Raw genomic sequence first — 24,315 nt, 5'->3', positions numbered from 1 at the left:
GACTTGCATGTATTAGGCACGCCGCCAGCGTTCGTCCTGAGCCAGGATCAAACTCTCCATAAAAATGGTGAGCTGATTAGCTCGAATAAATAATAAATTGACGAGATCTGATTTTATCGAAATAAAACAATCTCTTTTTCGCTTGGCTTTTGTTCAGTTTTCAAAGAACTTGTCCATCGCTCAATGGCGACTTTTATAATATAACACAATCAAGCACAGCAAGTCAACAACTTTCCTGAAAAAGTTTTTATTGTAGAATATGTTTTCTTGCGGTGCTTATAAATATAGCATGTCCAACTTTCGAAGTCAACCGATTTCTTAAACCTTTTCCCTGTTATTGAGAATTTCGACTCTTCTTATGTAACATATACTTTATTCTATCCTTTGGAGAAACAATTCGTTTTGATATACCGTAGATAACTTGATATTTTTCTTCCATTGCACGTTTCACTACTTCATCTATTCTTGGATCAGATAGATCTAAAAGTAATTCTTCCATTTCTCGCTTTAACATATTTTCAATTTCTTGAACTTCTTTTTGATTTAACATAAATCCTAACACTAGTGACAACACCTCGACTTTTGAGACTAACAACATGAATATATTTTTTAGTATTATTCTTCTTCGATAGCTCTTTTAAATTGTTTTCTTTTCTTGTGGTTTTTATTCATATCTTGTCCTTGTTTGCATAAATTTATGATAAAGATGGACGAGGAGGAGCAAAACATGAAGTTTATATGGGTGTTTCACGCAAAAAACATTAAGCAATTATCTATAATTGTTATTGCAGCTTTATTTGCTGCGAGTATGCTCTATATTGAGCGCTCACAACTCATGGTTTTTTCAACACCGGAAGGACCACAAGCATTTTACAAAGCTGAAAACGAAGAAAATCGAATTGCTTTAACCTTTAATTTAAGCTGGGGAGAAAATCGAATTGGTCCGATTCTAGATGTACTTGAACAGAAGAAAGTAGAGAATGCGACATTCTTCGTGTCCGCTTCTTGGGCTGAAACCTATCCTGAGCTACTTAAAGAAATCAAAGAAAGAGGCTATACAATTGGGAGTCATGGTTACCAATATAAAAGCTATACAAACTGGGATGATGAAAAAGTTAGAAAAGATTTACGTATAAGCCAACAACTTATAAATGATATATCTGGACAAAAACCAACCTTACTTCGCCCACCAAATGGGGACTTCGATAAACGTATTTTAAAAATAGCTGATGCTCAAAACTTTAGCATTGTCCATTGGAGTGTTAACTCACGTGATTATGAAAATCCTGGCGTGGATGCGATTGTTAAAAATGTTGTACCTGAAACTTCACCAGGAGACGTACTATTGTTTCACGCTTCTGATTCAGTTAAGCAAACCCATAAAGCTTTACCAGTCATAGTAGATCAACTTCGTGATAAAGGATTTGAATTTGCAACCGTGGATGAGCTTATGGCTAGTACAAATGCAGAAAGTGAAGAAATAAAATAAAAAGAAGGTCGAGCGATATGCTCGACCTTCTTTACTTTTCCCTTGTTAATCGGTGTAACGTTAATACCTGCCACGTATTTGCAACTAGAAGAGGGGTTAGATACATCCATAACCATTTGGGATCATTTACAGTTAAAGCAGGAACCCATTCAAGCGTTGTCACGACTACAATAAAAAATAATGTCGGAACAAACGCTGCTTTGTTTGTGTCCTTAGCCTTTAAATATGCAATGAAAATTCCGTACACTAACAAAAGGGCTGGTATGATCATGTAATGAAGAATAGATTGATCTTCTGTCGCAAATGATACATAACGGAAATAGATTAAGTCAAAAATAACAAAGGCGACAATAATGACTTGGATTCGATTCCATAAATTCACTGACTTAAATAATCCAAGACCAAAACGGTGAACCGTTAAATAGGCGAAAAACCCCATCTGACTAATTAAACTGAAGGCTGCACTAATTCCTAATAGCCAAATGAGCCCAAAAACTAAATTCAAGAAATCTTCTTCCATATAAATTGAGTAATCAAGAATAAAACCGACAATGGCTCCGCTGACACTACCAATTAGCAATGTAGTAAAGAATAGATAAACAACTTTTCTGCTATTCAAAGATCTGTTCCTCCATCATTCATTCGCTTTCATGATTGTATCAATGACAAATAAAAAATGCTAGTCGCAACAATACGCTCATGTATATTTTATCAAGAAATATCTCAAATTAATGACAAAATGGTTGAAAGGGGCAGTTAAAACATGCAGTTATTTCGAATCCTGCTCGTCTTCTGTTTATTATTTATCGTCTCGAGCTGCGCAGCAGCCGAAAATCAAGGCGGCTCAACACCTGATTACGAAAGCACGAAAAAAATGATGGTCGATATGTTGAAGACAGACGAAGGAAAGAAAGCAATTCAGGAAATAATGAAAGATGAAGAAGTAAAACAGGTTCTGGTTATGGATAGTGCATTTGTTAAGAAAACGATTCAAAATACGCTAACATCAGAGGAAGCTCAAAAATTCTGGCAGGAAACCATGCAGGACCCTGAGTTCGCAAAAACCTTTGCTGAAAGTATGCAAAAAGAAAACGAAAAGATTTTAAAAGGATTAATGAAAGACCCTGAGTATCAAGGGATGATGATTACTGTTTTAAAAGACCCTGAAATGGAAAGTGCCGTATTAGACTTAATGAAATCGAAAGAATATCGTCAGCAAGTTATGACTATCATGGCTGAATCGTTTGAAAGTCCTCTTTTCCAAGCAAAGTTAAATGAAATAATGACAAAAGTTGCTGAAAAGCAAATGGAAAAACAGGATAGCGGTGGTGGTTCAAAAGAAGAAGGTGGCGGCGGTGGTTCTTCATAGCTGTCACTAGTGAAAAAAGAAGCCTTATCGAAGGCTTCTTTTTCATTACTTTTCAATTTTTTGTATAATTCTTTCTGCCATCTTTACGTAAATTTGACCAATAGGGTGGTCCTTTTCATAAATCGATGGCGCAAAGTTTTCCATATCTATATCAGGTTGGCCAAGAGGAATATGACCTAGTAATTCTGTTTTAAGCTCTTCAGCTAGGCGTTCCCCGCCTCCTTGGCCAAACACATATTCCTTTTCTCCAGTTATCTTGCTTTCAAAATAGGCCATATTTTCAACGACACCTAATATCTCATGATGCGTCTTAATAGCCATCGTACCAGCCCGAGCCGCAACAAAGGCTGCTGTTGCATGAGGCGTGGTAACTAAAACTTCTTTTGAATGTGGTAACATTGTATGTAAATCAAGGGCAACATCTCCTGTGCCTGGAGGTAAATCTAAAACTAAGTAATCTAGTTCTCCCCACTCTACATCAGTAAAAAACTGATTAAGCATTTTTCCTAACATCGGACCACGCCAAATAACTGGTGCGTTGTCTTCTACAAAAAAGCCCATGGAAATAACCTTAACTCCGAAACGTTCAACAGGATAAATTTTATTACCTTTAACAGCTGGGCGATCTTCAATTCCCATCATATCCGGTACACTAAACCCATAAATATCAGCATCAATAATACCTACTCGTTTGCCGAGACGGACGAGTGTTGTTGCTAAATTCACCGATACTGTTGACTTTCCAACGCCACCCTTTCCACTCGTGACTGCAATAAATGTAGTAGGTCCATTTGGATTCAGCAAGGCAGGGCCTGTAAATTCATCCTCATTTAATCCACCAAGATTGCGAATCTCTTCATCACTAAGCTGTTCAAAACGAAGTCCCACAGATGCGGCACCTTCGCTCTTTAATACATTTACAATCTCTTGTTGTAGCTCTAGCTGTTCCGGTGTTCCAATTTTAGCTAGAGCTATTTTTAAGCTGACATTATGATCCTTCACTTTTAATTCTCTAATGCCACCAGTTTCAACAAGATTTTTATTTAAGTCACGGTCTTTAACACGCTTTAAAGCTTCTCTTACCGACTCCTCCGTTACCAACGCTGACACCATCCTTATTTCAATATATGCTTAGTATAGCATATACGATAAGACAAACCGAATACTAACGGAAGGATTACATCTCAGGTTCTTCTTCGTTCGTATAGAAACGAAGGATTCCTTGGTAAATGGAAGCCGCAACCTTTTGTTGGTATTCTTCCGTATCTAATAACTCAGCTTCAGTTGGATTCGATAAAAATCCAGCTTCAATGAGGACACCAGGAATTTCAGCACTTTTTAGTAAAAATACATTGTCGATTGGTTTTGCATATCGGTTTGTATTTTCAAGATTTCGTTTAACCTCGTCTTGAACAAATTTAGCTAATACCTGATTTTCAGGAATGGCTCGATTATAAAACGTTTGTGCTCCACTCCACTTCGGTGATGGAATCGCATTTAAATGAAGGCTAACAAACATATCTGCATCCGATTCATTCACAATTTCGACCCTTCTTTTTAAATCCTCCATCTTACGTGTTCTTATCTTTTTCGTATCATCATGGGCCAAATCACGATCTTCTTCCCTCGTCATTAGAACCAATGCACCTGATTCCTGTAAATAGTCACGAAGCTGTTTACTAATTTCTAATGTTACGTCCTTTTCAAGAGTACCACTTTTAGAAACCGCTCCTCCGTCTATTCCCCCATGACCAGGATCAATAACAATTACTTTTCCTGACAAGGGGAGCTGCCAAGCTGACCATGAATCACTACTAATAAATTGATATTGAATAATAAATAATAAGCTCACGACCCCCAGAGCAAAAGCCCCACCTTTTAACCACTTTATCATCACTTGTCCCTCCTCGTCCGCTTCCACTATATATATATTGGGACAAGGGGAATTTTATGAGGCTATTTTTTTAATGTTAACGTTAATGCAGCTTTAAACGTAAAAGCTTCTCCGCTTCCCGAAATCCTTTTTCCCACCACTCATTTATAAATACATCGGTTGTTATTTTTAAAGAGTCTAATAAGTAATCCTCATTCATTAACCAGGTTTGAAGGAAATCAAATAATGAATGAGACAAATCATTTAATTCAACATTACATCGTTCCTTAACTTCGTCCTCTGTTTCACCTAAATAACCAAAGCGCCCATACTCAGCTCCAAGTAAATAAGCATCTATCGCAAGGTCCATACACGGGTCAATTAAAAATGGATGTGTTAGAAAATGAAAAGGAATGACTTGTCGAAAATGGTCACGAACATTTCCCTTCATTTTTTTTAAAGATACGCGGCGAAGGACCTTCCGTTCAAATTTCCATTGCTTCTCACGGCGTTTATCGAAAAACGTTGTAATAACTGCCATATATTTCGTCACTCCTTTCGTTTTTTCTTTTAGTATGAGGTCAAGAGTGGAAACACATGCAGTGGAATTGTTGACGAAATTCACCAATTCATAATGTACTCAAACAAGTCATAAAATAAAGGTAAACATACAAAAAACCTCTTTGGGCATAAGACCAAAGAGGTTGAAAAGATATATTAACGTTTTGAGAACTGAGGTGCACGACGTGCTGCTTTAAGACCGTATTTCTTACGTTCTTTCATACGTGCATCACGAGTTAAGAAACCAGCTGTTTTAAGTGCTGGACGGTTATCAGGGTCTACTTGAAGTAGAGCACGTGCTACACCGTGACGGATAGCTCCCGCTTGTCCTGTGTATCCACCACCATCAACATTAACGTGAACATCGTATTGACCTTCAACGCCTGTTTCCACAAGTGGTTGCTTAACGATAAGCTTTAAAGTTTCAAGACCAAAATATTCATCCATATCGCGACCATTAATCACGATACGACCGTCGCCTGGCAATAAACGTACACGAGCAACAGAGTGCTTACGACGACCTGTACCATAGTATTGTACTTGTGCCAAAATAATACCCTCCTATTCAATTAACCGCGAAGTTGATAAACTTCTGGTTTTTGAGCTTGATGTTTGTGTTCGCTACCTGCATATACATGTAGCTTCATACCTTGTGCGCGTCCAAGAGTGTTCTTTGGAAGCATACCTTTAATTGCTAGCTCAAGCATACGCTCAGGCTTGTTAGCACGCATATCTCCAGCTGTTGTCTTTTTCAAACCACCTGGGTGATTTGTGTGACGATAGTAAATCTTGTTTTTTAACTTGTTTCCAGTCAACTCAATCTTCTCTGCGTTAATGATGATTACATGATCACCTGTATCAACGTGAGGCGTAAAAGTTGGCTTGTTCTTACCACGAAGAATTGAAGCTACTTCAGATGCTAAACGACCAAGAGTTTGGCCTTCAGCGTCTACTACATACCACTTACGCTCAACTTCGTTTGGCTTTGCCATATATGTTGTACGCATGATTTTCCCTCCTAAAGAAAACGATCACTTTCAAATTTTACATAACTTAAACCATAGTCTATTGTAACATTCCGGAACCCGGGGCTAGTGGGTTTTTGGAATTACCATCTAACATCATATAATATTCAAAAACCAATGTCAACAAAATGTTACACTAGGATTAGTTGTTTTAGAAAAGCTTGGCCCCGCCAGATTTATAACTTTGTAACTCTCTTCTCTTCACTTATCTACCCACGATTAGAGATCATTCTCCGGCGGGGTCTTAGCTTTTCTTACTTCCCTTGGCCATGCTCTTTCACCCTTGTTAAACGATTCATTCAAGAAAAGCTTGCCTTTTCTTCCTCTCTTTTAACAAGGGGATAGGGACTTCACTACCTATTTTCTTCCTTCGTCACTCTCTCCTCTTCACTTTGCCTACCTAGATTAGAGACCATTCTCCGGCGGGGGCTTAGCTTTTCTTACTTCCCTTGGACACGCGCTTTCACCCTTGTTAAACCAAAAGCATTACACGGGTTCCTTAAATAGCCTTACACTGACTTAAAAACTGGATAATCATACTTTACATCCCACAAATATAAGCCATGGCCTGGTACTGTTTTTCCAGCTAAATCTCGGTTTTGCCCATCACGTATAGCCATCATCTCGATCGGACTTCGTTTACCAGCCCCAATCTCTAGCAAAGTCCCGACAATGATTCGAACCATGTTATATAAAAAGCCGTTGCCGACTAGTATAAAAACTAATTCCTCATCGTTTTCCTCAATCTCTAGCTTAAATAATGTTCTTACTTTGTCCTGTACCTCTGTTTTAGCCGCGCAAAATGAACTAAAGTCATAGGTCCCAACTAAATAGAATGCTCCATCTCTCATTGCATCAATATTAAGATTAAAGGGGTGATGATAGCTAAAATTTCTAGTAAAAACATCCGCAGCTTTTGTATGACTCACTCGATAGCGATATTCCTTCTGTTTAACGGAAAAGCGCGCATGGAATTCATCATCGACAAATACAGCTTCCATTACTCGAATATCAGGTGGTAAACAAGCATTAATCGCCTTGGGCCACTGTTTTTCAGGTATTGATAACGAACTATCAAAGTGAATCACTTGACCTTTAGCATGTACTGCTGCATCCGTTCTTCCAGAAGCAAAGACTTTAATAGATTCTCCTTTATGAATCACTTGGAGACATCTTTCCAATTCTGCTTGAACCGTACGTTTTCCAGGCTGAACTTGATAACCAGAAAACCCAGTTCCATCATAGGCAACCTTGCAAGCTATTCTTGTCATCATACCCTCCTATAAAGCTCTTAAGCTCTTAATAACCAGATTATGAGACCTAATATAATGCAAAGCGTTAACGCGACTGAATCACGTAACGACCAGCAGAGAACACGTAATTTAGTACGCCCTTCCCCTCCTCGGTACCCACGAGCTTCCATTGCTAATGCTAACTCCTCAGCCCGCTTAAAAGCATTGACAAAAAGAGGAACTAGTAATGGTAACAAGGCTTTTACACGCTCCGTAAGCGGACCTGAAGTAAAATCAACCCCTCTAGCCATTTGCGCTTTCATAATCTTCTCCGTCTCCTGAAGAAAAGTTGGGATGAAGCGTAAGGCAATCGAAATCATTAAAGCTAGTTCATGAGCAGGCACACCAATTTTTTTAAGGGGAGTTAAAAGTGATTCTAGTCCGTCCGTTAATACAATCGGGCTTGTTGTTAAAGTAACAAGTGACGTTAGAACAACAAGGGTTAGTAATCGAATCGATGTAAACAGTCCTTTTGTAACTCCGCCCTCATAAATAGTAATAAAGCCTAGGGAATACCATACCTCACCTTCCTTTGTCAAAAAAACATGAAGGATAAGCGTAAATAAAATAAGCCAGAGAATCGGCTTAATTCCACGATAGATGAACGAAATAGGTACTCGAGATAATGCTAGCATGATCATAGCAAAAACAATAATAAGTCCATTTGCATACCAATTATTTGCTAGAAAGATAACAAATACAAGCAAAAACGCGGAAACTAATTTAGAACGTGGATCAAGACGATGTAGCATTGACTCCACAGGAATATACTGTCCGATGATGACATTTTGCAGCACTAGAGACCACGTCCTTTCTGGACATGAGCCGCCATATAAGCAGCGAGTTCCTTCATATCAAAAATGAGCGGCACTTCCTTAAGCTGAAATCTATTTTTAAACTCATTTAAAAAGCGAACCGTATCAGGTAAATCTAGACCAATTTCAGTTAGACGTGTAGTATGTTGAAAAACTTGCTCTCGGCTACCTTCCATTTCAACTTTTCCTTCATTTAACACGATTATATGATCTGCAAAACGAGCAGCATCTTCCATTTGATGAGTAACTAATATCGTTGTCGTCTCATGTTCACGGTGATAGTTTGTAAAAAGCTCCATAATTTGTTTACGTCCTTCAGGGTCAAGACCAGCAGTTGGCTCGTCTAATACAAGAATTTCAGGTCTAGAAGCTAATACACCTGCAATAGCCACTCTTCTCATTTGTCCGCCGCTTAACTGAAAGGGTGACACTTCTAAAAGGTCCTCCGATAGCCCAACTTGAGGTAGTAATTTTCTAGCTCGATTTAAAGCACGCTCCTCAGACAAACCAAAGTTTATCGGACCAAAGCAAATATCTTTTGCTACCGTCTCTTCGAATAACTGGTGTTCTGGGTACTGAAAGACTAAACCGACCTTTTTTCTCAACTCTTTTAAGTTAAATTTATTTTTTCCTGCTGTAAGAGTGAATGAACCAATCTGGACAGTTCCTGAAGAAGGTTTAAGTAAACCGTTTAAATGCTGAATAAATGTCGATTTCCCAGAACCTGTATGCCCAATAATTGCGGTAAACGACCCTGATGGAATTTTTAAAGAAATACCATCTAACGCTAATTTCTCAAAAGGGGTTCCTGGCATATAACGATGTACTACTTCGTTAAATTGGATATCCATAAGGCATTCACCAGCTCCTCATTCGTTAAACATTGCTGTTTAAGCATAACTCCCTGCTTCGCCAATTCTTGCTGTAATGTTAAAGAAAAAGGTACAGACAACCCAGCCTCTTTAATCCAATCATGTGATTGAAATACCTGTCTAGGTGAACCATCCTTTAGGACCTGTCCATCTTTTAAAACGATTACCCGATTCGCATAAATTGCCTCTTGCATATCATGTGTAATCGATACTATTGAAACACCATGATTATGAAGCTCCTTCATCGTCTGTAGTACTTCTTGTCTACCAATTGGATCGAGCATAGATGTAGCCTCATCAAAAATAACAAACTCAGGTTCTAGTGCAATAATCCCTGCAATCGCAACACGCTGTTTTTGTCCGCCAGATAAACGATGAGGTTCCTTGTCTAATAAATGTTCAATGCCAATTTGCTTTGAATATTTTTCTATCCGCGCGACCATTTCTGCGCGTTCAATACCACGATTTTCTAAACCGAAGGCAAGATCATCTCGCACAGTAGTAGCTACAAACTGATGCTCTGGATTTTGAAAGACCATTCCAACACGTCTACGAACTTCCCATAAAGAAGATTCCTGGATTGTTTCGTACCCATCGACCTTAACAGACCCACTCGTTGGAATGAATAAACCATTTATCAACCTTCCAAGAGTAGATTTCCCGGAGCCATTCTGGCCGAGAATTGCAACCCACTCGTTACTTTCAATCGTTAAGCTTACGTTATGTATCGCATTGATTTTTGCTCCATCATAACGAAAAACAACGTCCTCAAGTTCAATCATTACCTTCACACCCTTAATAAGATGCACTCTTTATATAACAAAAAAGGGCCCCAGAGTCAGAGCGCTCATGCTCAGATCCTGTACTGCCCTTAGTCGTCTCATATATTGACTCAAAAAAGAGAATCAGTTATACAAGCTCAATAATTGCCATTGGTGCACCGTCTCCACGACGAGGACCAACTTTTAAAATACGTGTATAACCACCTTGACGCTCTTCATAACGAGGTGCGATATCCGAGAAAAGCTTTTGGATAGCATCTTGACCACTCTCAGCGTCTGCTACTTCTCTACGAATGAAAGCTGCAGCTTGACGACGAGCATGTAAGTCTCCACGCTTACCAAGCGTAATCATTTTCTCAACGATTGAGCGTAACTCTTTCGCCTTCGCTTCAGTTGTTTCAATGCGTTCATTGATGATAAGATCTGTTGCTAAGTCACGGAAAAGTGCTTTACGAGCAGAACTATCACGACCTAATTTAGCGTATGCCATGTTCGTTTCCCTCCTTTGTAGCTTTCTCTGAAACAAATAAATGTACAGAGCATTTTACTTAATAGAATCAATCAAAATTATATTGTGATTGAAAGGAATCAAAGAGTCTATTGAGACCTGTCCGTTAATCTTCCTTACGAAGACCTAAACCAAGCTCTCCCAGTTTCTCCTGAACTTCCTCTAACGATTTACGTCCAAGGTTTCGAACCTTCATCATGTCTTCTTCTGACTTTTGCGTAAGCTCTTGAACCGTATTTATACCAGCACGCTTTAAGCAGTTATAAGAACGAACAGAGAGATCTAGTTCTTCAATCGTCATTTCAAGGACTTTCTCTTTCTGATCTTCTTCTTTTTCGACCATGATTTCAGCATTTTGCGCTTGATCCGTTAAACCTACAAAAATATTTAAATGCTCAGTTAAAATTTTCGCACCTAAAGAAACTGCTTCCTCTGGGCGAATACTTCCATCAGTCCATACATCAAGGGTTAGTTTGTCATAGTTGGTAACCTGACCGACGCGTGTATTTTCTACTTGATAATTCACACGTGAGACCGGTGTATAGATAGAGTCAATAGGAAGAACGCCAATCGGCTGCTCATCATTCTTATTTCCTTCAGCAAGAACATAACCACGACCACGCTTTGCTACAAGACGCATCCGAAGATTAGCGCCCTTTGCTAGAGTTGCAATATGCAAATCCGGATTTAACACTTCAATATCACTATCATGTGTTAAATCACCAGCAGTAACAACACCTTCGCCTTGAACATCGATTTCAAGTGTCTTCTCTTCATCAGAATAAATCTTAAGTGCAAGTTTCTTTAAATTCAAAATGACTGTTGTTACATCTTCAACAACACCTTCGATCGTTGAAAACTCATGTAAAACACCATCAATTTGAACAGAAGTAACCGCAGCCCCTGGTAAAGAGGACAGAAGAATACGACGTAAGGAGTTCCCTAGTGTCGTTCCGTAGCCACGTTCAAGTGGTTCAACGACAAACTTCCCGTATTTTGCGTCTTCACTAATTTCAACCGTTTCAATATTTGGCTTTTCGATTTCAATCATTAAACAAACCCTCCTTCAAAACGTCGAACTCCGGTAGACTGCCAGGAAAGCCTAACCGGAAATCCCCATTAGGCAGTTCCCAACCGTTTCACCTTTTTTGTCAATAGGATTTTTTATTCACCTAATCCAGTATTGACACTTTCAGGAAATCTATACAATGATTGATTCCGTTACACTCTACGACGTTTTGGCGGACGGCAGCCGTTATGTGGAACAGGAGTAACATCTTTAATCATATTAACTTCTAATCCAACAGCTTGTAATGAGCGAATCGCTGCTTCACGACCAGCACCAGGGCCTTTAACGGAAACTTCGATTGTCTTCATGCCATGCTCCATTGCAGTTTTAGCAGCTGTTTCAGCAGCCATTTGAGCAGCAAATGGAGTAGACTTACGAGAACCTTTAAAACCTAATGCACCTGCACTTGCCCAGGAAATAGCATTACCGTGTGTATCGGTAATCGTCACGATTGTGTTATTGAAAGTTGAGCGAATGTGAGCTACACCCGCCTCAACATTTTTACGTTGACGACGCTTTGGACGAGTATTCGTTTTCTTAGCCATTACTTATTCAACCTCCTTTACTATTTTTTCTTATTCGCTACTGTACGACGAGGACCTTTACGTGTACGAGCATTGTTTTTAGAATTTTGACCGCGAACTGGTAAACCACGACGATGGCGGATACCACGGTATGAACCAATTTCAATTAGACGTTTAATATTAAGTGAAATTTCACGACGAAGGTCACCTTCTACTGGATGAGCTTCGATCGCTTCACGAATACGACCTAATTCTTCTTCTGTTAAGTCACGAACACGTGTATTTTCAGAAACACCAGCTTTTGCTAAAACTTCAGCTGCTTTAGCCTTACCGATTCCATAGATGTAAGTAAGTGAAATAACCACTCGCTTATCACGAGGAATATCGACACCTGCAATACGTGCCATATAATCAGCACCTCCTTAAATATTAGCCTTGTTTTTGTTTATGTTTTGGGTTTTCACAAATAACCATAACCGTCCCTTTACGACGGATAACCTTACACTTTTCACAAATAGGTTTGACAGATGGTCTTACCTTCATTTTCTTTTACCTCCTTATGGTACGGAGTGCATCTAATTATGATCGTTCAATCAGATAAAAGCAAAACTATTACGTTTTGCTAGTCGCTCTCGCAACAATATTATTTGTATCGATATGTGATTCGCCCACGAGTTAAATCATAAGGTGAAAGTTCTACCGTTACTTTATCTCCAGGAAGAATACGAATAAAGTGCATACGAATCTTACCAGAGACATGTGCTAGAATCTTATGACCGTTTTCTAACTCAACACGAAACATAGCGTTTGGAAGCGGCTCAATTACCGTTCCTTCTACTTCAATAACATCCTCTTTGGCCATGAATTTACTCTCCTTCCTGTAACAATAATTCCTGTTCGAGAAAGTTGCTTAATGCATACCGCAGCTTCCCATTTGTGACACGTCCTGTTTCATTAAAGCTATTGCAAACTTCTTCGGAAATGTAATCCATAAGTTTTAGATGGCTAATGTTCTTCCTTTTTGGACGATCAACTTTACGTTTGTCGCCATCTGCAATAAAGACAAACCGGTGATTATCAAGTTTTATAATAACACTAAACTGGTCACGATCTCGACCTTTTGTAATTTTTACAATTTGACCGACCGAGGGACTCGGTTCAGAGTCTTTCATCTTTTCCATCACCTACATCTAAACTTTTGTTAAGATTTCATAGCCCGTATCCGTAATAGCAATTGTATGTTCAAAATGTGCACATTTCTTACCATCAACTGTCACAACAGTCCAGTCATCAGATAATGTACGTACATAACGAGCACCAGCATTGATCATCGGTTCAATGGCTAATACCATTCCCGGCTTTAAACGAGGACCTTTCCCTGGAGGACCGTAGTGAGGGATCTGTGGGTCTTCATGTAAGTTTTGACCAACTCCATGCCCAACATACTCACGTACAATTGAAAAACCAAGTGGCTCTGCATAAGATTGAATAGCATGAGAAATATCAGATAACCTCTCACCTGGTACCGCCTTCTCCAACCCTTTATACAAAGACGTTTCTGTTACATCCAGAAGCTTTTGGTCTTCCTTTGTGATCGTTCCGACCGCATAAGTCCAAGCAGAATCACCGTGATACCCATTATAATATGCACCGATGTCTACACTAATGATGTCTCCATCCTTTAATACGCGCTTTCCAGGAATACCGTGCACCAATTCTTCATTAACGGAAGCGCAGATGCTACCTGTAAATCCATTATAGCCTTTGAACGAGGGTGTTGCACCGTGTGAACGAATCAACTTTTCAGCAATCTCATCCAATTCTAACGTCGTAATACCTGGCTGAATATAGTCTTTTAAAGCTTGATGCGTTAAAGCAACAATTTTTCCAGCTTCTCGCATGATTTCAATTTCACGCTTTGTCTTACATATAATCATGCATTAAGTCCTTTCAAAAGTTCGTCTAGATCTTCAAACACTTTCGAAATTTCTTGATTACCATTTATATTCTTTAAATAACCTTTTTCTGAATAGAAATCAATTAGTGGCTGAGCCTGCTTTTGGTTCACTTCTAAACGCTTTTTAACAGTCTCTGGCTTATCGTCATCACGTTGAATAAGCTCACTACCATCCACATCACATTTACCTGCCACTGTTGGCGGGTTGAAAAGCGTATGATAAGTCTTACCTGATGATGGTGAAACCCATCGTCCTGTTAAACGCTCCATTAGAAGCTCCTCAGGTACATCAATGTTAAGAACATAATCTAGCGAACGTCCCATAGATGATAGCATCTCTTCTAATGCTTCTGCCTGAGCCACAGTTCTCGGAAAACCATCTAATAAAAATCCGTTCTCGCAATCACTTTGACTAAGTCGTTCACGTACTATCCCAATCGTTACTTCATCAGGTACAAGCTCACCTGCATCCATAAATGATTTAGCTTTTAATCCAAGCTCAGTTTCGCCCTTAATTGCAGCACGAAACATATCCCCTGTTGAGATATGAGGAATCTCATATTTCTCAACAATACGCTCTGCCTGAGTACCTTTACCAGCACCAGGTAACCCCATCAAAATCAAGTTCATTTCGTATCCCTCCATCGAACCGTCTTAACAACATAGGCGAAGGGAAGAAGCCAATGCCTTCCCTGAACCCTAGTTACTTAATAAACCCTTTATAAGAACGCTTGATTAACTGACTCTCGATTTGCTTCATCGTGTCTAATGCTACACCAACTACGATTAATAATCCAGTACCACCAATCTGAATAGCAGGTGGTAAATCCATAAATCTCGTAAAGAACACTGGTATAATAGCGACAACAGCTAAAAATAGAGCCCCTACAAACGTTAAACGGTATAAAATACGCGTTAAGTATACTTGTGTTGTTTTTCCGGGACGAATGCCTGGGACATAGCCACCTTGCTTTTTGAGGTTTTCAGCCATTTGTTCCGGGTTTACTTGAATAAATGTGTAGAAGTACGTAAAACCAATAATTAACGCTGCATAGACTGCCATACCAATAGGATGAGTATAATCAAACACTCTCGTTACCCAAGCAGCAATTGCATTATCTGTTCCAAAGAACCCGGCAACCGTAGGTGGGAAAATAAACAAAGACAATGCAAAAATTACCGGAATAACCCCTGCTGCATTTACTTTTAACGGTAAATGTGTTGACTGTCCACCAACTGGACTACGACCAACTAAACGCTTGGCATACTGAACAGGAATCTTTCGTAGTGCCTGTTGAACAAAAATCACTCCAACAATGATAGCTAAAATAGCTAGCACAAGTAAAAGAACTGTTACGATACTAAGGAATAACTGCTCACCCGCACCTTCAATTTGAGTTGCGTAGATTTGATTAATTCCATTTGGAATCCCTGCAGCAATCCCACCAAAAATGATTATCGAAATACCGTTCCCTACACCTTTAGCAGTAATTTGTTCACCAAGCCACATAAGAAATGCCGTTCCCGCTGTAAGAACAAGAGCAATAAATAAATAAGTTGGGATACTTGGATAAGGAATTAACCCTGGAAAGAGCGTATTAAACCCAATTGACATCCCAAGTGCTTGAATGAATCCTAAAACGATCGTTCCATATCGAGTAATCTGTGCTAACTTTCGACGACCGGCTTCTCCCTGTTTTGCCCATTCCGTAAATTTAGGAACTACATCCATCTGTAATAATTGAACGACAATCGATGCAGTAATGTACGGCATGATACCCATTGCAAAAATGGAAAAGTTTCCTAGAGCTCCACCACCGAATGTATTTAGGAAACCAAACGCATTAGCTTGGTCCATAAAATTCAAGGCTTCACTATTTGCACCAGGTACAGGAATAAAACTACCAAGACGAAAAACAATGAGCATGAGTAGGGTGAAAACAACCTTTTGGCGTAAGTCACCCACTCGAATTATGTTGGAGATCGTCCGGAACATTAAATCACCTCAGTTTTTCCGCCAGCAGCTTCGATTGCTTCGACAGCTGAAGCTGAAAACTTATGTGCTTTAACAGTAACGTTCTTTTCAAGCTTGCCGTTACCTAAAACCTTAATTCCGTCCTTTACGTTCTTCACAACACCTGTTTCAATAAGAAGTTCTGGAGTCACCTCAACACCACCGTCAAAACGGTTAAGTGTATCAAGGTTAATGATTGAATACTCCTTACGAGTCGGGTTTGTGAAACCACGTTTAGGTAAACGACGGTACAATGGATTTTGACCACCTTCAAAACCTGGGCGAACACCTCCGCCAGAACGTGCATTTTGACCTTTGTGTCCCTTACCAGCAGTCTTACCATTACCAGAACCGATACCACGACCTACACGATTACGTACTTTTCGTGAACCTTCTGCAGGCTTCAACTCATGAAGTTTCATGTTGACACCTCCTCATGTATAAATTTAGCGATTAAGCTTCGATTTCTTTAACTGTTAACAGGTGAGAGACCTTGTTTACCATACCGCGAATCGCTGCGTTATCTTCTTGAACAACTGATTGATGCATCTTACGTAATCCAAGTGTATTTACTGTAACGCGTTGGTCTTCCGGACGTCCGATAAGACTACGAGTGAGGGTAATTTCTAATTTCTTAGCCATTTACTTTCCCTCCTTATCCTAACAGTTCTTCCACTGTTTTACCGCGTAATTTTGCTACTTCTTCAGCCTTCTTTAACCCTTTAAGTCCTTGCATTGTTGCACGAACCATATTAATAGGGTTATTAGAACCTAATGATTTTGAAAGAATATCGCCTACACCTGCAAGATCTAGTACTGCACGAACAGGTCCACCTGCGATAACCCCTGTACCTTCTGAAGCTGGTTTTAATAAAACTCGACCTGCACCAAAGTGACCAAGGATTTCATGTGGAATTGTAGTACCTACAACTGGTACTTCAATGAGGTTTTTCTTTGCATCTTCCACTGCTTTACGGATAGCTTCAGGAACTTCCTGAGCTTTACCCATACCGAACCCAACATGACCGTTCTTATCGCCAACAACAACCAATGCAGCAAAGCGGAAACGACGACCACCCTTAACAACCTTTGCTACACGATTGACTGCTACTACTTTTTCTTCAAGTTCCAACGTATTAGGGTCAATACGACGCATTCGTTTTCCCTCCTTTGTTCTTTAGAATTGCAGACCCGCTTCACGCGCTGCGTCTGCTAATGTTGCTACACGTCCGTGATACACGTATCCACCACGGTCGAATACAACGACTTTGTGTCCATTTTCAATCGCACGCTTTGCAACAAGTTCTCCAACTTGTTTCGCCGCATCTTTATTTCCACCGTTCTCAACTGAAATCTCTTTATCCAACGAAGATGCTGAAGCAAGAGTTACACCATTTACGTCATCGATAAGCTGTGCGTAAATGTGTTTTGATGAACGGAAAACGTTTAGACGCGGACGTTCAGGAGTTCCTGTAATCGCACGACGAACATGAGCGTGTCTTTTTTTACGTGCCAAATTTTTGTTAGGCTTCGTAATCATTGAACGTCATTCCTTTCCGTAAGTTAATGATTATTTACCAGTCTTACCTTCTTTACGACGTACATATTCACCTTCGTAACGAATCCCTTTACCTTTGTAAGGCTCAGGTAAACGTACTGAACGAATATTAGACGCAACTGCACCTACGCGCTCTTTATCGATTCCTTTAACAACAACTTTTGTGTTAGAAGGGACATCGATTTCGATTCCTTGCTCAGGCTCGATTTCAACTGGATGAGAGTATCCTACATTAAGTACAAGCTTTTGTCCGGACTTCGTTGCACGATAACCTACCCCAATAAGTTCAAGGCCACGTTCGAAACCTTTCGTTACGCCTTCAACCATATTGTTGATTAAGCTTCGAGTCGTTCCGTGAAGAGCACGGTGCTCTTTATTATCAGTAGGGCGTTCTACCACTACTTCATTTTCTGCAATGTTAATCTTCATGTCAGGGTGAAGTTCACGCTTTAATTCACCTTTAGGACCTTTAACCGTTAATAGTGTTCCGTCAAGTGTAATTGTAACACCACTTGGAACCTCAACAGGCTTTTTACCAATACGAGACATTCTAGTACACCTCCATTCATTTCAAGGATTGTATTACCAAACGTAAGCTAATACTTCGCCACCGATTTGTTGTTGACGTGCATCCTTGTCTGTCATAACGCCTTTAGACGTTGACACAAGCGCAATTCCAAGTCCACCAAGTACGCGTGGAAGCTCGCCTGCTTTCGCGTACACACGAAGACCAGGTTTACTAATACGCTTAAGACCAGTAATTACTCTTTCATTTGATACTCCATATTTTAAGAAGATGCGGATAACACCTTGCTTATTATCTTCAATATATTCGTAGTCACGGATAAAGCCTTCACGCTTAAGAATATCAGCGATCTCCTTCTTTACCTTTGAAGCAGGCAATTCTAACTTCTCGTGACGAACTGTGTTCGCATTACGAATACGAGTCAGCATATCTGCAATTGGATCAGTCATGACCATGTGTATTTACCTCCTTCCCGTTCTTAGGCTTACCAACTAGCTTTTTTCACACCAGGAATTTGCCCTTTGTAAGCAAGTTCTCTGAAGCAAATTCTGCAAAGTTTAAACTTACGTAATACTGAATGAGGACGACCGCAACGTTCACAGCGTGTATATTCTTGTACTTTATACTTCTGTGTGCGTTTTTGCTTTGCAATCATTGATTTCTTCGCCAACGTTTTCCCTCCTCTTCGATACGACTTTTAAATTATTTTTGAAATGGCATTCCCATTTGAGTTAATAGTTCACGAGCTTCTTCGTCAGTGTTAGCAGTTGTAACAATAACAACATCCATTCCACGAACTTTGTCAACTTTATCGTAATCAATTTCCGGGAAAATTAATTGCTCTTTAACACCAAGTGTGTAATTTCCACGACCATCAAAAGCCTTTTTTGAGATACCGCGGAAGTCACGTACACGTGGTAATGAAATAGTAACTAATTTATCAAGAAACTCATACATACGCTCACCACGTAATGTTACTTTAGCTCCAATTGGCATACCTTCACGTAGCTTAAATCCAGCAATAGACTTTTTCGCTTTTGTAATTAGAGGCTTTTGACCAGTGATTTCGGTTAATTCTTCAACAGCTTTATCTAAAGCTTTTGCGTTAGAAACAGCATCACCAACACCCATATTCACAACGATTTTTTCTAATTTAGGTACAGCCATTACAGATGAGTAATTAAACTTCTCAACTAGAGAAGGAACGATCTCTTTTGAATACTTCTCCTTTAATCGGTTCATACGATTGACCTCCTTTCACACTCTGACTACTTATCTAAAGTTTCGCCAGACTTCTTTGCAATACGTACTTTATTATCGTTTTCCACTTTATAACCTACACGAGTAGGTTCACCTGACTTAGGGTCAATTGGCATAACGTTTGAAGAATGAATTGGCGCTTCTTGGTTCAAGATTCCACCTTGTGGATTATCTTGAGAAGGTTTCGCGTGCTTCTTCACTACATTAACACCTTCAACAAGAACGCGACTCTTTTTTGGATATGCCTCAAGAATCACACCTTGCTTCCCTTTGTCTTTACCAGAGATGACCTTTACAGTATCACCTTTTTTGACATGCATTTTCGCCATGTTCGCACCTCCTTGACAGGGCCTTTCCGTAATCTTCTATTAAAGAACTTCTGGAGCAAGAGACACAATCTTCATGAATTGGTTGTCACGAAGTTCACGTGCTACCGGTCCGAAAATACGCGTTCCACGTGGACTCTTATCATCACGAACGATAACCGCAGCATTCTCGTCAAATTTAATATAAGAACCATCGTTACGACGTACGCCACTCTTAGAGCGAACGATAACCGCCTTAACAACTTCACCTTTCTTGACAACGCCACCTGGTGTTGCTTGTTTCACCGAGCAAACAATTACATCACCAATGTTAGCAGTTTTACGACCTGAACCACCTAGTACTTTAATACATAAAACTTCACGAGCACCAGAGTTATCAGCTACTTTTAAACGGGATTCTTGTTGAATCATGCGATCTTACCTCCCTTCAACTAGAGAACTTCTATTAAATAATTACCGCTTCTTCTACGATTTCAACTAAGCGGAAACGTTTATCTTTTGAAAGCGGACGAGTTTCCATGATTTTAACAACATCGCCAATTTTCGCGCTGTTTTCCTCATCATGGGCTTTAAACTTTTTAGAATACTTTACACGCTTACCGTATAAACGATCTTTTTTGTAAGTTTCAACAAGAACAGTAATCGTCTTATCCATCTTGTCTGAAACGACGCGCCCTGTGTAAACCTTACGTTGGTTGCGTTCCATTTAGCAAACCTCCTTTTTAGCCGTTGTTAATTCCAAGCTCACGTTCACGCAAAACTGTCTTTGCACGAGCAATTGCTTTACGAACTTCACGAATACGGGCTGGATTATCCAATTGACCAGTCGCTAGTTGAAAGCGAAGGTTAAATAACTCTTCTTTAAGTGATTTCGTTTTTTGCTCAATTTCAGCAGTGGTTAAGTTACGAATATCATTAGCTTTCATTTGCGTCACCACCCACTTCTTCGCGTTTTACAAACTTACATTTAACCGGTAATTTATGAGAAGCAAGACGTAACGCTTCACGAGCAACTTCTTCAGAAACACCAGCAATTTCAAACATAACCTTTCCAGGCTTAACTACTGCAACCCATCCTTCAGGAGCACCTTTACCAGAACCCATTCGAACTTCAAGTGGCTTAGCAGTGTAAGGCTTAGAAGGGAAGATTTTAATCCAAACTTTACCACCACGCTTCATATAACGTGTCATTGCAATACGAGCAGATTCGATTTGACGGTTTGTAATCCAAGAAGCTTCTAAAGCTTGTAAACCGAATTCACCGAAATGTACTTCAGTACCGCCCTTTGCACGACCACGCATATTACCGCGATGTTCACGACGATATTTCACACGCTTTGGTAATAACATGATTAGTTGCCTCCTTCCTCTTTCTTCGTTCCTTTCGTTGGAAGGACTTCACCACGATAAATCCAGATTTTAACCCCTAATTTACCGTAAGTCGTATCAGCTTCTGCTGTACCATAATCGATATCAGCACGAAGAGTGTGAAGTGGAACAGTTCCTTCGCTGTAGTGTTCAGCACGTGCGATATCCGCACCGCCAAGACGACCAGATACTTGAGTTTTAATACCCTTTGCACCTGCACGCATTGTACGTTGGATTGCTTGCTTCATTGCACGACGGAACGAAATACGATTTTCTAATTGACGAGCAATATTTTCAGCTACTAATTTTGCATCTAAATCTGCTTGCTTCACTTCAAAAATATTGATGTGAACTCGTTTACCAGTTAGTTCATTAAGTGCTTTACGTAAAGCTTCAACTTCAGAACCACCTTTTCCGATCACCATACCAGGCTTAGCAGTAGAAATTGTAATGTTTACGCGGTTAGCAGCACGTTCAATTTCAACTTTAGATAAAGAAGCATCTTTTAAACGCTTTTCAATGTATTCACGAATCTTAATGTCTTCATGAAGTAAATCTGCATAATCTTTTTCTGCGAACCATTTAGATTCCCAGTCACGAATGACTCCAACACGAAGTCCTATCGGATTGACTTTTTGACCCACGCGTTATCCCTCCTTCTTTTCTGTTACAACTAATGTAATATGACTAGTACGCTTGTTAATACGACTTGCACGACCCATCGCACGTGGACGGAAACGTTTCAAAGTAACACCTTCATCAACAAACGCTTCACTAATTACAAGATTGTTTGGCTCCATTTCATAGTTGTGCTCTGCATTCGCAATTGCAGAATTTAAAAGCTTTTCTACAACAGGAGAAGCAGCTTTTGGTGTATGGCGAAGAATTGCAATCGCCTCACCAACTTGCTTTCCGCGAATTAAGTCAACAACTAAACGCACTTTACGAGGAGCAATACGAACTTGTTTTGCTACAGCTTTAGCTTGCATAGCCTAGACCTCCTCTCTAACTCCGCTTAACGTCTTGTTTTCTTATCATCAGCAGCATGGCCTTTGTACGTACGAGTAGGCGCAAACTCACCAAGTTTGTGTCCTACCATATCTTCAGAAACATATACAGGTACATGCTTACGGCCATCATATACTGCGATTGTGTGACCAATAAACTCAGGGAAAATTGTTGAACGACGAGACCATGTCTTAATCACTCGCTTGTCATCAGTTTCATTCATTGCTTCAACTTTCTTCATCAAATGATCATCGACAAAAGGCCCTTTTTTCAAGCTACGACCCATGAGAAAACCTCCCTTCGCGATTGGGGAACGGTTCTATCTAAGAACCGCATCTCAATCCCGTTATTTTTTACGACGACGTACAATATACTTATCAGAAGCTTTGTTTTTCTTACGTGTTTTGTAACCAAGAGTTGGTTTACCCCAAGGTGACATTGGTGACTTACGTCCAATTGGAGCACGTCCTTCACCACCACCGTGTGGGTGATCGTTCGGGTTCATAACAGATCCACGAACAGTTGGGCGTTTACCTAACCAACGAGAACGACCTGCTTTACCGATATTGATAAGTTCATGTTCTAAGTTACCAACTTGACCGATTGTTGCTCTGCAAGTTGATAAGATATAACGAGTTTCACCTGAATTTAAACGTACTAATACGTAGTCTCCTTCTTTACCAAGAAGTTGAGCTTCAGTACCAGCAGAACGTACTAATTGTCCGCCTTTACCAGGCTTTAACTCAATGTTATGAATAACTGTACCGACTGGGATATTTTTAAGTGGTAATGCGTTACCTACTTTAATATCTGATTCCGGACCAGATTCAATCATTGTACCTACTTTAAGACCTTTTGGAGCTAAGATATAACGCTTCTCACCATCAACATAGTTAATTAAAGCGATATTCGCTGAACGGTTCGGATCATATTCGATCGTAGCAACGCGTCCTGGAATTCCATCTTTGTTACGCTTAAAGTCAATAACACGGTATTGACGCTTATGTCCACCACCTTGGTGACGAACAGTTAGCTTACCTTGGTTGTTACGTCCACCTTTTTTGTGTAAAGGAGCAAGTAACGACTTTTCCGGCTTATCCGTTGTGATTTCCGCAAAATCAGATACGGACATACCACGACGACCAGCACTGGTTGGTTTATACTTTTTAATCGCCATCTTTAATTCCCTCCTTCGCTTTTAAACTTATACACCTTCAAAGAATTCTAATTCTTTGCTATCTGGTGATAATGTCACAATGGCTTTTTTACGACGAGCAGTAAAACCCGTGTAACGTCCAAAGCGCTTAGCTTTGCCTTTATAATTCATTGTGTTAACTTTATCAACCTTCACTTCAAAGATTTCTTCTACCGCATCTTTGATTTGAGTTTTATTCGCACGTACGTCAACTTCAAACGTATACTTTTTCTCAGCCATAAGATCAGTTGAACGTTCTGTAATCACGGGGCGCTTAATGATATCACGAGCGTTAGACATTACGCAAGCACCTCCTCTACCTTTTCAACTGCTTCTTTAGTGATGACAAGCTTATCATGCTTAAGCACATCAAGCACATTTACTCCATCAGCTGTAACAAAGCTTACACCAGGTAAGTTACGAGTAGATAATGCAACTGCCTCATTGTAATCAGCTGTTACAACAAGCGTCTTACTATCGATTGATAAATCTGAAAGGACTTTAACCATATCCTTTGTTTTTGCTACATCAAATTTCAAATCATCTAATACAACAATTTCCGCTGCTTTTACTTTACTAGAAAGAGCAGATTTAATTGCTAGACGACGAACTTTCTTTGGTAGTTTATAGCTGTAGCTTCTCGGTGTTGGACCGAATACTACACCACCACCTACCCATTGTGGTGAACGGATTGACCCTTGACGAGCACGACCAGTTCCCTTTTGACGCCATGGCTTTCTCCCACCACCGCGAACTTCAGAACGTCCTTTTGTTTTATGTGTACCTTGACGAAGAGATGCTTGCTGCATGACAACAGCTTCATGTAGTACACTTTCATTCGGTTCAATACCAAAAACCGAATCTACTAACTCAATATCTCCTACTTGTGAACCAGCTTGGTTAAATAACGCTACTTTCGGCATG

General features: G+C 39.8%; 42 protein-coding genes and 1 rRNA gene. 2 read left to right on the top strand and 41 right to left on the bottom strand.

Annotated features, from left to right (window positions below; genetic code table 11):
* Both B1R93_RS22180 and B1R93_RS22175 read right to left on the bottom strand, forming a co-directional pair.
* Window positions 1–63 (bottom strand): 16S ribosomal RNA (locus B1R93_RS22180); the annotation flags it as partial.
* A gap of 271 nt (window positions 64–334) precedes the next feature.
* On the bottom strand, window positions 335–562 hold the full coding sequence (locus B1R93_RS22175; RefSeq protein WP_088106080.1) for a hypothetical protein: 228 nt from the start codon (window positions 560–562) through the stop codon (window positions 335–337).
* Window positions 563–727: 165 nt separating this feature from the next.
* Between B1R93_RS22175 and pdaB the strand changes: the two genes are divergently transcribed.
* Window positions 728–1,489 (top strand): polysaccharide deacetylase family sporulation protein PdaB, encoded by a 762-nt coding sequence (gene pdaB, locus B1R93_RS22170; RefSeq protein ID WP_088106079.1) that lies wholly within the window; start codon window positions 728–730, stop codon window positions 1,487–1,489.
* 31 nt (window positions 1,490–1,520) lie between these two features.
* On the opposite strand, the gene B1R93_RS22165 is transcribed toward pdaB, so the two are convergent.
* Complete coding sequence (locus B1R93_RS22165; protein ID WP_088106078.1) at window positions 1,521–2,108, bottom strand: KinB-signaling pathway activation protein; 588 nt, start codon at window positions 2,106–2,108, stop codon at window positions 1,521–1,523.
* 144 nt (window positions 2,109–2,252) lie between these two features.
* On the opposite strand from B1R93_RS22165, the gene gerD reads away from it, so the two are divergent.
* Window positions 2,253–2,858: a spore germination lipoprotein GerD gene (gene gerD / locus B1R93_RS22160; RefSeq protein WP_088106077.1), complete on the top strand. Its 606-nt coding sequence runs from the start codon at window positions 2,253–2,255 to the stop codon at window positions 2,856–2,858.
* Between the two features lie 45 nt (window positions 2,859–2,903).
* Here gerD and B1R93_RS22155 read toward each other — a convergent pair whose 3' ends face one another.
* The 38 genes from B1R93_RS22155 to rplD all read right to left on the bottom strand — a co-directional run bounded on the left by B1R93_RS22155 (window position 2,904) and on the right by rplD (window position 24,314).
* The gene (locus B1R93_RS22155; protein ID WP_088106076.1) at window positions 2,904–3,959 is read right to left on the bottom strand and encodes an Mrp/NBP35 family ATP-binding protein; all 1,056 of its coding nucleotides are present in this window, start codon (window positions 3,957–3,959) and stop codon (window positions 2,904–2,906) included.
* A gap of 76 nt (window positions 3,960–4,035) precedes the next feature.
* Window positions 4,036–4,752, bottom strand: coding sequence for an N-acetylmuramoyl-L-alanine amidase CwlD (gene cwlD, locus B1R93_RS22150; RefSeq protein WP_088106075.1), 717 nt, complete (start codon window positions 4,750–4,752; stop codon window positions 4,036–4,038).
* A gap of 82 nt (window positions 4,753–4,834) precedes the next feature.
* The gene (locus B1R93_RS22145) at window positions 4,835–5,272 is read right to left on the bottom strand and encodes a YbaK family protein (RefSeq protein WP_088106074.1); all 438 of its coding nucleotides are present in this window, start codon (window positions 5,270–5,272) and stop codon (window positions 4,835–4,837) included.
* Between the two features lie 176 nt (window positions 5,273–5,448).
* The gene (gene rpsI / locus B1R93_RS22140) at window positions 5,449–5,841 is read right to left on the bottom strand and encodes a 30S ribosomal protein S9 (RefSeq protein ID WP_088106073.1); all 393 of its coding nucleotides are present in this window, start codon (window positions 5,839–5,841) and stop codon (window positions 5,449–5,451) included.
* Between the two features lie 20 nt (window positions 5,842–5,861).
* Window positions 5,862–6,299 (bottom strand): 50S ribosomal protein L13, encoded by a 438-nt coding sequence (gene rplM / locus B1R93_RS22135; RefSeq protein WP_088106072.1) that lies wholly within the window; start codon window positions 6,297–6,299, stop codon window positions 5,862–5,864.
* Window positions 6,300–6,826: 527 nt separating this feature from the next.
* On the bottom strand, window positions 6,827–7,588 hold the full coding sequence (gene truA, locus B1R93_RS22130; protein WP_088106071.1) for a tRNA pseudouridine(38-40) synthase TruA: 762 nt from the start codon (window positions 7,586–7,588) through the stop codon (window positions 6,827–6,829).
* A 20-nt stretch (window positions 7,589–7,608) separates the two neighbouring features.
* Complete coding sequence (locus B1R93_RS22125) at window positions 7,609–8,406, bottom strand: energy-coupling factor transporter transmembrane component T family protein (RefSeq protein WP_088106070.1); 798 nt, start codon at window positions 8,404–8,406, stop codon at window positions 7,609–7,611.
* A complete protein-coding gene (locus B1R93_RS22120) occupies window positions 8,406–9,275 on the bottom strand; it encodes an energy-coupling factor ABC transporter ATP-binding protein (protein ID WP_088106069.1) in 870 nt (289 codons plus the stop codon). Before B1R93_RS22120 ends, B1R93_RS22125 begins: the two co-directional genes overlap by 1 nt.
* Window positions 9,251–10,078, bottom strand: coding sequence for an energy-coupling factor transporter ATPase (locus B1R93_RS22115; RefSeq protein WP_088106068.1), 828 nt, complete (start codon window positions 10,076–10,078; stop codon window positions 9,251–9,253). The genes B1R93_RS22120 and B1R93_RS22115 overlap by 25 nt, the downstream gene beginning before the upstream one ends.
* Before the next feature lie 127 nt (window positions 10,079–10,205).
* Complete coding sequence (gene rplQ / locus B1R93_RS22110; RefSeq protein ID WP_088106067.1) at window positions 10,206–10,568, bottom strand: 50S ribosomal protein L17; 363 nt, start codon at window positions 10,566–10,568, stop codon at window positions 10,206–10,208.
* Between the two features lie 124 nt (window positions 10,569–10,692).
* Window positions 10,693–11,637 carry a DNA-directed RNA polymerase subunit alpha gene (locus tag B1R93_RS22105; RefSeq protein ID WP_088106066.1) on the bottom strand — a complete coding sequence of 315 codons (945 nt, stop codon included), beginning with the start codon at window positions 11,635–11,637 and terminating at the stop codon, window positions 10,693–10,695.
* A gap of 170 nt (window positions 11,638–11,807) precedes the next feature.
* Window positions 11,808–12,200 carry a 30S ribosomal protein S11 gene (rpsK, locus tag B1R93_RS22100; RefSeq protein WP_012957161.1) on the bottom strand — a complete coding sequence of 131 codons (393 nt, stop codon included), beginning with the start codon at window positions 12,198–12,200 and terminating at the stop codon, window positions 11,808–11,810.
* 20 nt (window positions 12,201–12,220) lie between these two features.
* Complete coding sequence (rpsM, locus tag B1R93_RS22095; RefSeq protein WP_088106065.1) at window positions 12,221–12,586, bottom strand: 30S ribosomal protein S13; 366 nt, start codon at window positions 12,584–12,586, stop codon at window positions 12,221–12,223.
* A 22-nt stretch (window positions 12,587–12,608) separates the two neighbouring features.
* Entirely contained in the window at window positions 12,609–12,722 is a 114-nt protein-coding gene (gene rpmJ, locus B1R93_RS22090; RefSeq protein WP_003322638.1) for a 50S ribosomal protein L36, read from the bottom strand.
* A 100-nt stretch (window positions 12,723–12,822) separates the two neighbouring features.
* On the bottom strand, window positions 12,823–13,041 hold the full coding sequence (gene infA / locus B1R93_RS22085) for a translation initiation factor IF-1 (RefSeq protein ID WP_010896341.1): 219 nt from the start codon (window positions 13,039–13,041) through the stop codon (window positions 12,823–12,825).
* A gap of 4 nt (window positions 13,042–13,045) precedes the next feature.
* Window positions 13,046–13,351 carry a KOW domain-containing RNA-binding protein gene (locus tag B1R93_RS22080; RefSeq protein WP_088106064.1) on the bottom strand — a complete coding sequence of 102 codons (306 nt, stop codon included), beginning with the start codon at window positions 13,349–13,351 and terminating at the stop codon, window positions 13,046–13,048.
* A gap of 18 nt (window positions 13,352–13,369) precedes the next feature.
* On the bottom strand, window positions 13,370–14,116 hold the full coding sequence (map, locus tag B1R93_RS22075; protein ID WP_088106063.1) for a type I methionyl aminopeptidase: 747 nt from the start codon (window positions 14,114–14,116) through the stop codon (window positions 13,370–13,372).
* Window positions 14,113–14,766 carry an adenylate kinase gene (locus B1R93_RS22070; protein ID WP_088106062.1) on the bottom strand — a complete coding sequence of 218 codons (654 nt, stop codon included), beginning with the start codon at window positions 14,764–14,766 and terminating at the stop codon, window positions 14,113–14,115. Before B1R93_RS22070 ends, map begins: the two co-directional genes overlap by 4 nt.
* 73 nt (window positions 14,767–14,839) lie before the next feature.
* Window positions 14,840–16,132, bottom strand: a complete 1,293-nt coding sequence (gene secY, locus B1R93_RS22065; protein ID WP_088106061.1) for a preprotein translocase subunit SecY — start codon at window positions 16,130–16,132, stop codon at window positions 14,840–14,842.
* A complete protein-coding gene (gene rplO, locus B1R93_RS22060) occupies window positions 16,132–16,572 on the bottom strand; it encodes a 50S ribosomal protein L15 (RefSeq protein ID WP_088106060.1) in 441 nt (146 codons plus the stop codon). The genes secY and rplO overlap by 1 nt, the downstream gene beginning before the upstream one ends.
* A 31-nt stretch (window positions 16,573–16,603) precedes the next feature.
* Window positions 16,604–16,792: a 50S ribosomal protein L30 gene (rpmD, locus tag B1R93_RS22055; protein ID WP_088106059.1), complete on the bottom strand. Its 189-nt coding sequence runs from the start codon at window positions 16,790–16,792 to the stop codon at window positions 16,604–16,606.
* A 13-nt stretch (window positions 16,793–16,805) separates the two neighbouring features.
* A complete protein-coding gene (rpsE, locus tag B1R93_RS22050) occupies window positions 16,806–17,306 on the bottom strand; it encodes a 30S ribosomal protein S5 (RefSeq protein ID WP_088106058.1) in 501 nt (166 codons plus the stop codon).
* Window positions 17,307–17,327: 21 nt separating this feature from the next.
* Complete coding sequence (gene rplR, locus B1R93_RS22045) at window positions 17,328–17,690, bottom strand: 50S ribosomal protein L18 (RefSeq protein WP_088106057.1); 363 nt, start codon at window positions 17,688–17,690, stop codon at window positions 17,328–17,330.
* A gap of 30 nt (window positions 17,691–17,720) precedes the next feature.
* A complete protein-coding gene (gene rplF, locus B1R93_RS22040) occupies window positions 17,721–18,257 on the bottom strand; it encodes a 50S ribosomal protein L6 (RefSeq protein WP_088106056.1) in 537 nt (178 codons plus the stop codon).
* A gap of 33 nt (window positions 18,258–18,290) precedes the next feature.
* Window positions 18,291–18,689 carry a 30S ribosomal protein S8 gene (gene rpsH, locus B1R93_RS22035; protein WP_088106055.1) on the bottom strand — a complete coding sequence of 133 codons (399 nt, stop codon included), beginning with the start codon at window positions 18,687–18,689 and terminating at the stop codon, window positions 18,291–18,293.
* Between the two features lie 29 nt (window positions 18,690–18,718).
* Window positions 18,719–18,904 carry a type Z 30S ribosomal protein S14 gene (locus B1R93_RS22030; protein ID WP_066159591.1) on the bottom strand — a complete coding sequence of 62 codons (186 nt, stop codon included), beginning with the start codon at window positions 18,902–18,904 and terminating at the stop codon, window positions 18,719–18,721.
* A 32-nt stretch (window positions 18,905–18,936) separates the two neighbouring features.
* The gene (rplE, locus tag B1R93_RS22025) at window positions 18,937–19,476 is read right to left on the bottom strand and encodes a 50S ribosomal protein L5 (RefSeq protein ID WP_088106054.1); all 540 of its coding nucleotides are present in this window, start codon (window positions 19,474–19,476) and stop codon (window positions 18,937–18,939) included.
* Between the two features lie 26 nt (window positions 19,477–19,502).
* Window positions 19,503–19,814 carry a 50S ribosomal protein L24 gene (rplX, locus tag B1R93_RS22020; RefSeq protein ID WP_088106082.1) on the bottom strand — a complete coding sequence of 104 codons (312 nt, stop codon included), beginning with the start codon at window positions 19,812–19,814 and terminating at the stop codon, window positions 19,503–19,505.
* 48 nt (window positions 19,815–19,862) lie between these two features.
* Window positions 19,863–20,231 carry a 50S ribosomal protein L14 gene (rplN, locus tag B1R93_RS22015; RefSeq protein WP_088106053.1) on the bottom strand — a complete coding sequence of 123 codons (369 nt, stop codon included), beginning with the start codon at window positions 20,229–20,231 and terminating at the stop codon, window positions 19,863–19,865.
* Window positions 20,232–20,265: 34 nt separating this feature from the next.
* Window positions 20,266–20,526, bottom strand: a complete 261-nt coding sequence (gene rpsQ / locus B1R93_RS22010) for a 30S ribosomal protein S17 (RefSeq protein ID WP_088106052.1) — start codon at window positions 20,524–20,526, stop codon at window positions 20,266–20,268.
* A gap of 16 nt (window positions 20,527–20,542) precedes the next feature.
* The gene (gene rpmC / locus B1R93_RS22005; RefSeq protein ID WP_003322618.1) at window positions 20,543–20,746 is read right to left on the bottom strand and encodes a 50S ribosomal protein L29; all 204 of its coding nucleotides are present in this window, start codon (window positions 20,744–20,746) and stop codon (window positions 20,543–20,545) included.
* Window positions 20,736–21,170: a 50S ribosomal protein L16 gene (gene rplP, locus B1R93_RS22000; protein ID WP_088106051.1), complete on the bottom strand. Its 435-nt coding sequence runs from the start codon at window positions 21,168–21,170 to the stop codon at window positions 20,736–20,738. Before rplP ends, rpmC begins: the two co-directional genes overlap by 11 nt.
* Window positions 21,171–21,172: 2 nt before the next feature.
* The gene (gene rpsC, locus B1R93_RS21995; protein WP_088106050.1) at window positions 21,173–21,832 is read right to left on the bottom strand and encodes a 30S ribosomal protein S3; all 660 of its coding nucleotides are present in this window, start codon (window positions 21,830–21,832) and stop codon (window positions 21,173–21,175) included.
* 3 nt (window positions 21,833–21,835) lie between these two features.
* Window positions 21,836–22,177 carry a 50S ribosomal protein L22 gene (rplV, locus tag B1R93_RS21990; protein WP_035345222.1) on the bottom strand — a complete coding sequence of 114 codons (342 nt, stop codon included), beginning with the start codon at window positions 22,175–22,177 and terminating at the stop codon, window positions 21,836–21,838.
* 26 nt (window positions 22,178–22,203) lie between these two features.
* A complete protein-coding gene (rpsS, locus tag B1R93_RS21985) occupies window positions 22,204–22,482 on the bottom strand; it encodes a 30S ribosomal protein S19 (protein ID WP_066159568.1) in 279 nt (92 codons plus the stop codon).
* Window positions 22,483–22,542: 60 nt separating this feature from the next.
* Window positions 22,543–23,373 carry a 50S ribosomal protein L2 gene (gene rplB, locus B1R93_RS21980; RefSeq protein WP_088106049.1) on the bottom strand — a complete coding sequence of 277 codons (831 nt, stop codon included), beginning with the start codon at window positions 23,371–23,373 and terminating at the stop codon, window positions 22,543–22,545.
* Window positions 23,374–23,400: 27 nt separating this feature from the next.
* Entirely contained in the window at window positions 23,401–23,691 is a 291-nt protein-coding gene (gene rplW, locus B1R93_RS21975) for a 50S ribosomal protein L23 (RefSeq protein WP_088106048.1), read from the bottom strand.
* Window positions 23,691–24,314, bottom strand: coding sequence for a 50S ribosomal protein L4 (gene rplD / locus B1R93_RS21970; RefSeq protein WP_088106047.1), 624 nt, complete (start codon window positions 24,312–24,314; stop codon window positions 23,691–23,693). Before rplD ends, rplW begins: the two co-directional genes overlap by 1 nt.
* Window position 24,315: the final 1 nt, after the last annotated feature.

This window comes from Halalkalibacter urbisdiaboli, from assembly GCF_002156385.1.
GTDB lineage: Bacteria > Bacillota > Bacilli > Bacillales > Bacillaceae_D > Halalkalibacter_A > Halalkalibacter_A urbisdiaboli.
This window is presented reverse-complemented; position numbering and strand designations above follow the sequence as displayed.